General features: G+C 54.0%; 6 protein-coding genes. 4 read left to right on the top strand and 2 right to left on the bottom strand.

What is annotated here, in order from left to right:
• The first annotated feature begins 86 nt into the window (after positions 1-86).
• Entirely contained in the window at positions 87-1,133 is a 1,047-nt protein-coding gene (locus tag G461_RS24280; protein ID WP_035480327.1) for an AI-2E family transporter, read from the top strand.
• Between the two features lie 116 nt (positions 1,134-1,249).
• Positions 1,250-2,338: an ABC transporter substrate-binding protein gene (locus tag G461_RS0113795; RefSeq protein ID WP_026972276.1), complete on the top strand. Its 1,089-nt coding sequence runs from the start codon at positions 1,250-1,252 to the stop codon at positions 2,336-2,338.
• A gap of 104 nt (positions 2,339-2,442) precedes the next feature.
• Here the strand turns inward: G461_RS0113795 and G461_RS0113800 are convergent, their stop codons facing one another.
• Together G461_RS0113800 and G461_RS0113805 are read right to left on the bottom strand one after the other, a co-directional pair.
• The gene (locus G461_RS0113800) at positions 2,443-3,780 is read right to left on the bottom strand and encodes a putative glycoside hydrolase (RefSeq protein WP_026972277.1); all 1,338 of its coding nucleotides are present in this window, start codon (positions 3,778-3,780) and stop codon (positions 2,443-2,445) included.
• Between the two features lie 133 nt (positions 3,781-3,913).
• Entirely contained in the window at positions 3,914-5,191 is a 1,278-nt protein-coding gene (locus tag G461_RS0113805) for a family 8 glycosyl hydrolase (RefSeq protein WP_169727259.1), read from the bottom strand.
• Positions 5,192-5,459: 268 nt separating this feature from the next.
• On the opposite strand from G461_RS0113805, the gene G461_RS26130 reads away from it, so the two are divergent.
• Both G461_RS26130 and prfC read left to right on the top strand, forming a co-directional pair.
• Complete coding sequence (locus G461_RS26130) at positions 5,460-5,627, top strand: hypothetical protein (RefSeq protein WP_157360321.1); 168 nt, start codon at positions 5,460-5,462, stop codon at positions 5,625-5,627.
• Positions 5,628-5,670: 43 nt separating this feature from the next.
• On the top strand, positions 5,671-7,257 hold the full coding sequence (gene prfC, locus G461_RS0113810) for a peptide chain release factor 3 (RefSeq protein ID WP_026972279.1): 1,587 nt from the start codon (positions 5,671-5,673) through the stop codon (positions 7,255-7,257).
• Positions 7,258-7,421 lie beyond the last annotated feature (164 nt).

Here is a 7,421-nt window from a genome sequence, read left to right on the forward strand (position 1 = left end):
TTGTTTTAGTCGCGGCGCTGCTTCACACTGACAGTTCTTACTGGCCTGGCAACGCGTCGTCGAGAGGGCGCTCAAAGGAAAGATCGTTGGCGAGTTTTCAAAAAAACGCTGTGGAAGCAGCGGTCCGCATAGCCTTATTGTTTGTTCTGGTGGCGTGGTGTTACGACATCTTGAAGCCATTTATTACCCCTATTGTGTGGGCGGCCTTTCTATCGGTGGCGCTCTATCCGCCTTATCGACGTTTACGCAACTCTCTTGGCAACGCCTCGTTGGCGGCGGTGGTCATCGTATTATTGGGCCTGATGTTATTGCTGATCCCCGGTGTTCAACTGGCCAGTGCGGTGGTCAGCAGTGTGTCGCATTTCGCCGAAAACCTGCAAGAAGGGGATTTTGCCCTGCCTGCGCCTTACCCGGCGATCCGCCATTGGCCGTTTATCGGTGAGTGGCTATTCCAGCAATGGGCATTGGCAGCGCAGGACTCACAAGAGTTCCTGCTGCAACACTCTGAGCGTTTGGCGGATTGGGCAGCGGTATTGCTGAACCTTGCTGGTGGCGTGGTGGCCAGCCTGTTCCTGTTCTGCTTCTCGTTTATTGTGGCCGGTGTGCTTTTGGCTAACTCGGAGCGTTGTAAGCAGCTTAGCCAGCGTTTTGCCGAGCGGCTGCTCGGCCATCGCGGCCCGGCGATGATCCAGCTTGCCAGCGATACCATCCAAAGTGTCGCCAAAGGCGTGCTGGGCGTGGCCTTAATCCAGACGGTGTTGATTTCAATCGCCTTTCTGGCGGTGGGCATTCCTGCGACTGCGCTGCTATCCGCCTTGGTGTTAGTGCTTGCCATCGCCCAACTTCCGCCGTTACTGGTGGTGGGGCCGGTGATTATCTACGTCTTTTACACCGAACCGATGTGGGTGGCGATCACCTTTGCGGTGTGGGGCATAGTGGCGAGCTTTAGCGAACACGTACTCAAACCCTGGCTGCTGGGGCGGGGCGTTGATGTGCCGATGCTGGTTATCTTGCTGGGGGCGATTGGTGGTTTGTTGATGTCGGGCTTTGTTGGCCTGTTTATTGGCGCTGTTGTGCTGGCTGTTAGTTATCAGCTGGTGATTGCTTGGTTGGATGACGGTTTGAAGCAATAAGCGACAATCTTTTCCCAAACTGAGAAGTCTCCCGCGCTTTTTCCGCGTCGTTGCGCGTGCGTTAACTCCTTGGGCTAGCTTTACTGCTATCGCAACGTGTCCTAAGGAGGTGAGCCATGCGCTCATTGTTTGCTGCCTTGTTGCTGACCATCAGCGCAGGAGTGGTAGCGGCTCCTCGAGTAGCATTCCTTATTCCAACTGGGCCGGAAAATTTGTTCTGGAAGCAGGTTAGCGACTTTATGCAGGTGGTCGCCGATGATCTGGATATGCAACTGGAGCTGTATCACTCCAGCGGTCGGATGGAGACCCTGCGCCAAGCGATGGCGCTGGCCGAAACCGATGAACCTCCCGATTACGTGGTGTTTATGCCCCATCGCAGCACCATCAAGGTGCTATTAGAGCAACTGGAGCAGGCACAGATCTACTCCATTGCCATCAACAGCGCCTTACCCTCTGAAGAAGCTGAATCCATCGGGTTACCTCGCGTTAATTTCAGTCACTGGCTGGGCCATATCTACCCGGATGATGTCTCAGCAGGCTATGCCCAAGCAAAGTCTTTGTTTGAGCATGCCAGTCAGTTCCGCCAGTTCAGTAAAGAGCAGCCCATGCAGCTGGTGGCGATGAGTGGCGGCCGCGATTCAGAGGTGGCCTTTGAGCGCAATGAGGGCCTGAATCGATTTTTGATTGACTACCCCCAAGTGCATTTGCAACAGCTGGTATTTACCAACTGGAGTGGCGAGGTTTCGCGTAAGCAAGTGCCCCAGTTGTTAGCTCGCTATCCAGAGGTGGATGCCTTCTGGAACGCCAGCGACGAAGTGGCCCTCGGCACATTGGCGGGTCTCAACGATCATGCTGCATCGTTGACCCAACAGGTTTATGTCTCGGGTATCGATTGGTCTCCTGATGCTGTAGGCGCTATTGAATTAGGCAAGATGGCGTTATCAATGGGGCAACATTTTCTAGAAGGGGGGAAGGCGTTGCTGCTTATATACGATCACTTTCACGGCGTTGATTTCGCGAAACGAGAAGGTCGCGTAATACGAACGGGCTTTCTCGAACTGACCCAACAAGGCGTTGCACGGTATCGCCGCGCCAGCACGCCTGCGAGCTTACAGTTAGTTGATTTCGCCCAGTTCAGCGCTTTTCACCGCGGCGAACAGGTGTTGCCGTTGACCATGGAATCGCTCTATCAGTTGACAGAGTAGGGGCGCTCGGAACAACAGGTTTGGAACTACGCGCAAAAAAAGGCCCGCACAGAGGCGGGCAAGTGGAAGGAAAAACTGATACTACTTACTGAGAGTAAAAGGAATTACTCGCACAGGCTCACGGCGTCGCTCGGCACGTCTGCCGCAGCCGCAATGCTCACGCCATAGAAGATGTACTGGGCCGCACCGCCGCGCACATCCAAGCGCATCGGTTGTTTGACCGAGCTCTGATCAAAGCTTGGATCGGCGCCCGCTAGGCAAGACAGTGGCGCCGAGAACACCTTACGTCCTTCACCGGCTTGGGCGGCAAACTGGTCGTTGCTAAAGTAGTGAGCCTTACGGGAGTCCCAGCTATCACTTTGCAGGGCGAGCAGGTTGGAGTCGCTGCCACTGGCGCTGGTGATTTCCAGGTCCAGCAAGATCACGCTGTCACTGTAGCCGCTCATGTCCATGGGGGTATCTGAGTAGACAAATAGATAAGCTTCATCACCGCTGGTGGTGCTGTTGACTGTCCAAGATACGACGTTACCGTCGCCATCGGTATTTGCTGCAACGGTCATGTTGCTGTTGCTCACCGCGCTATCGGCGTCGGCCAAAGATACTTCGTTGTAGTCAGGTGAACTACCTGCTTTTAGCTCAAGCCCACTGGCTGCAGCGCCATCGGCGTAAAGAATATCGCCGGGTAGGCTTGGCTCATCCGGTTCGCCGGGCTCGTCGCTATCACACAAGCTCACCGCACCTTCTGGCAGGTTTGCTTCCATATCCAAGTAGACACCCGCCAGCTCGTAATCGGTAGCGCCATCGCGCATATCCAAACGTAGCAGCTGGTTAACCTTACTCAGGTCAAACGCGCCGGCTTCGTCTGCTTCGAAGCAGCTCAGTGGCAGATACAGGGTCTGCCAGCCTTCGCCTTCCAGCGCAGTCAGCGCTGATTGTGGGAAAAAGAAGTTGGTTCGATCCAGCCATGGACTGGCACCACCATCGGTTTGCATGGCAATCAGGCTCTCGCCACCATCATCGATAGCTAAATCAACCTTCAGTTGAATGCGCAGCGCACCGTCGGCGTACTCGCTCAGATCCATGCCGCTAGCGTGTTGCACCACCAGATACGCTTCATCTTGTGCGCCAGTGGTGGACACCATCCAGCTATGCTCGGTCTCTTCGCCATTATCAAAGCCACCGCCTTGCTCGGCAGACAGGCCGCCATCGGAAAAGCTACCACCTACTTCCAGGGTGCTCATACCGTAGTCTTCAGAGCTGCCAATCTGCAGGCTGGCACCGCTAATGGCTTGGCCATTGCTATACAGGGTGGCGGTTTCAGGGCTGGGATCGGGGCCCGGGCCGGGGCCTGGATCGACAGGATCTTCGTCGTTACTGCTGTTACAGGCGCTCAGCGCGAGTACACAAGCAAGACTTAGGGCAGAGTACTTTGCTGTTTTCATTATAAAGTTCCTTTTTCTTGCGTCATTTCATGGTGCTGAACCGTTGGCGTATCCGCTTGCCATGGATTCGGCGTAGCCGGGCCCACACCACCCTCTGTGAGGGTGGTGATAGACCAGTTAAAGCGTGAAAGTGTTAGTTGCTCGGTGCGTAGATTTGGTATTCGCCGCTTAGGTGAAGCAGGGCGAACATCTGCAGTAGGCCGTCGTAGTAGCGCCACTTACCAGTGGGCAGGTCTTGCTTCCACAGGCGTTTCACATAGTCGTGGGCATCTTGGTTATCGATGACTAGCGCGCCGGTAGCGTTCATGGCTAGCTGGCCGTGGCTGCTCCACTCAACTTGTGGCACACCTTCCATGGAGTGAACCTGGAAGTTTTGACCGTGCTTTTTGTATTCCTCGTTGTAGAAGCGCAGTTGCTTCTCGACCAGTTGCTTTTGTCCTTCATCGGCGGCAAACCAGTTGTAGTCCATGGCGATGTTGCCGATCACCCGGAAGGCGTCATACCCGCTTTGGTGGCTGATCTTGTTAAAGCTGGTCACCTGAGGCGTACCATCAAAGGCGGCATATTCTGCATAGAGGCCAGTCTCTGGGTGCTGGGAGATATGCAGATAGTTGCGGCTAGTATCGGCAGCGGCAGTCCATAACTCATTTTCTACCGAAGCCCACTCGCCCATCAGCTGATAAAACGCTGGCACGTGGTAAGAGGGGTCAGTATAGATGCCAAGCGACTTCTCGGTAACAAACAGGATCTGCTGCTCTTCGCGGCTAAACATCGGCACTGCTGTCGAGGTTTCTGGCTTATTAACCATGGCATCGAGGATGGTGTTGGCTTCATCGGCGTAGGCGAAGATGCCCTCTTTGCCACCCCAGCGGTTTTCTGCCATTAGCAGCGCCATAGCAAAGTACAGCTCACCATCGGGGGCGGGGTTGTGAGAGATCTGGTTGTAAGGTGCTTCGGCTTGGACGTGCCAGGCGAAGTAGTGCTCATACCAACCCTCTTGGTGTTGCATAAAGGTCTTCGAGAACTTCCATAGTTTGTCGAACATCGGTTGGTCGTTCATCTGCAGGGCAATCATCATACCGTAGGACATACCTTCTGACCGTACGTCGTTGCTGCCAATATCCTTGATAAAACCCATATCGTCGCCCACTGGGAAGAACAAGGCTTTGCCGTTTTCGGTACCACGGGATTTTGAGTAGAACAGTTGCTGGTAGGCTTTATCGACCTTTTTCTTCACCTGCGCTTCGTTGCCCAAGCCAAGTTCAACGAACACGTTGCGGTACTCACCGGTGTGGTAAGCGCCCTGTGGAGAATCCGCATAGGCTGAGGTCGATACGCTAAAGGCACTCACGGCTAATACGGTGGAGGCTAAAAACTGGGCTTGCTTGCGCAAGTGTTGCGTCAATTTCATGATCATTTCCAAAATAGATTTGCGTTGCTTTTTCAAGATAGAGATTGCCGGTGAGTTGCAGTAATTATTTAGATTATTTAGTCGCTTACGATATTTAGCTTTGTCGATATCGCTCAAAAGCCAACTGTGAAACTGGTGCAACTGAGAACTTTTTCGGTACAAAAATTTGCTGCGTGTCTTGCAAAGTTGGCCTAAGTGGCAGGCTGTGATGCTGATTTTGTGAGCGCTCTCAAAATGAAAACGTGATCTATCGTCAAGGCTGCTATAAGTGGATGAACAATATTTCACCAGCGAAGAGGCGAGTTTGCGAGGGGCGTTTTACGTAATTGAACAGTCTTATCACAAGATTATTCCCGGCTTTTCCCCTGCTTTGATTGTCTATCACAGCCAGATCAGCGAAAATACCCGGCAATTTTTTGCCCAGTCTGATTTTTGACCAGCTGGCGCACTATCTGATGAATTCAAAAAGAACCGAGTCTATGTCTGAGTCACTGAAGCCCGAGGTGTCGAAACGCCGCACCTTCGCCATTATCTCTCACCCCGATGCGGGTAAAACCACCATCACCGAAAAGGTGCTATTGTTCGGACGCGCCATCCAAACCGCCGGTACGGTAAAAGGCCGTGGCAGCGCTCAGCACGCCAAGTCTGACTGGATGGAGATGGAGAAAGAGCGGGGCATCTCGGTAACCACCTCGGTGATGCAGTTCCCCTACAATGACAGCATCGTCAACCTGCTGGATACCCCCGGACACGAAGACTTCTCGGAAGATACCTATCGTACCCTGACTGCGGTAGACAGCTGCTTGATGGTGATCGACTCGGCCAAGGGTGTGGAAGACCGTACCCGCAAGCTGATGGAAGTAACCCGTCTGCGTGACACGCCCATCGTGACCTTTATGAACAAGCTAGACCGCGATATTCGTGACCCGATGGAGCTGCTCGACGAGGTAGAGAACGAGCTCAACATGATGTGCGCGCCGATTACCTGGCCAATTGGCTGCGGTAAAGAGTTTAAAGGGGTGTACCACATCCATCGCGATGAGGTGATCCTCTACCAAACCGGCCAAGGCCACACCATCCAAGAGAAGCGCATCATTAAAGGCTTGGATAACCCCGAGGTTGATCAAGCGGTAGGCGAAGAGCTGACAGCGCAGCTGCGTGATGAGCTAGAGCTGGTACTCGGTGCATCCAACGAGTTCGACCAAGAGCTGTTTTTAGATGGCGAGCTCACTCCGGTTTACTTTGGTACCGCGCTGGGTAACTTTGGCGTGGACCACATGCTGGACGGCCTGACGGAGTGGGCACCCGCGCCTATGCCGCGCGCCACCGATGCGCGCCAAGTGACCGCCGGTGAAGACAAGTTCAGCGGCTTCGTGTTTAAGATCCAGGCCAATATGGATCCGAAACACCGCGACCGTATCGCCTTTATGCGCATCGTATCGGGCGAATACAACAAGGGCATGAAGATGCGCCATGTGCGTCTGGGCAAAGATGTCTCCATCTCTGACGCGGTCACCTTTATGGCCGGTGACCGCAGCGCCGCTGAAACCGCGATTGCTGGTGACATTATCGGCTTGCACAACCACGGCACTATTCAGATTGGTGACACCTTCACTCAAGGTGAGGTGATGAAGTTCACCGGTATCCCTAACTTTGCCCCAGAGCTGTTCCGCCGTATTCGCCTGAAAGATCCGCTTAAGCAGAAGCAGCTGCAAAAAGGCCTGATCCAGCTCTCTGAAGAGGGCGCAGTGCAGGTATTCCGCCCAATGCGTAACAACGACCTGATTGTGGGCGCGGTAGGTGTGCTGCAGTTCGACGTGGTAGTACATCGCCTGAAGACTGAGTACAAGGTCGAAGCGGTCTACGAGAGCATCTCGGTGGCCACCGCTCGCTGGTGTCACAGCGACGACGTGAAGAAGTTCGAAGAGTTCAAGAAGAAGGCCCACGACAACCTGGCCCTCGATGGCGGCGACAACCTGACCTACTTGGCTCCGACCATGGTCAACCTGAACCTGGCGGTTGAGCGCTACCCTGACGTGCAGTTTAGCAAGACGCGCGAGCACTAAGGCTGCTTAGTTCTTCTGGTCAATACTAAAACCCGTGAGAATGCTATCCCACGGGTTTTTCATTATCAGTATTAAACCACCTCCTATGGAGGTGGTGATCGTTCTTGTGGGCTTTGCCCGAAGAGCGCTCACGTTAGAAGGTTCAACCTGTTTGTAACCAGCAA

The sequence above is a fragment of the Aliagarivorans marinus DSM 23064 genome, from assembly GCF_000429485.1.
Lineage (GTDB): Bacteria > Pseudomonadota > Gammaproteobacteria > Enterobacterales > Celerinatantimonadaceae > Aliagarivorans > Aliagarivorans marinus.

Excerpts from the sequence above, each read along its gene's own strand:
- G461_RS0113805 (WP_169727259.1), bottom strand. The coding sequence starts at position 5,191 with ATGAAATTGACGCAACACTTGCGCAAGCAAGCCCAGTTTTTAGCCTCC.
- G461_RS0113800 (WP_026972277.1), bottom strand. The coding sequence starts at position 3,780 with ATGAAAACAGCAAAGTACTCTGCCCTAAGTCTTGCTTGTGTACTCGCG.
- prfC (WP_026972279.1), top strand. The coding sequence starts at position 5,671 with ATGTCTGAGTCACTGAAGCCCGAGGTGTCGAAACGCCGCACCTTCGCC.
- G461_RS0113795 (WP_026972276.1), top strand. The coding sequence starts at position 1,250 with ATGCGCTCATTGTTTGCTGCCTTGTTGCTGACCATCAGCGCAGGAGTG.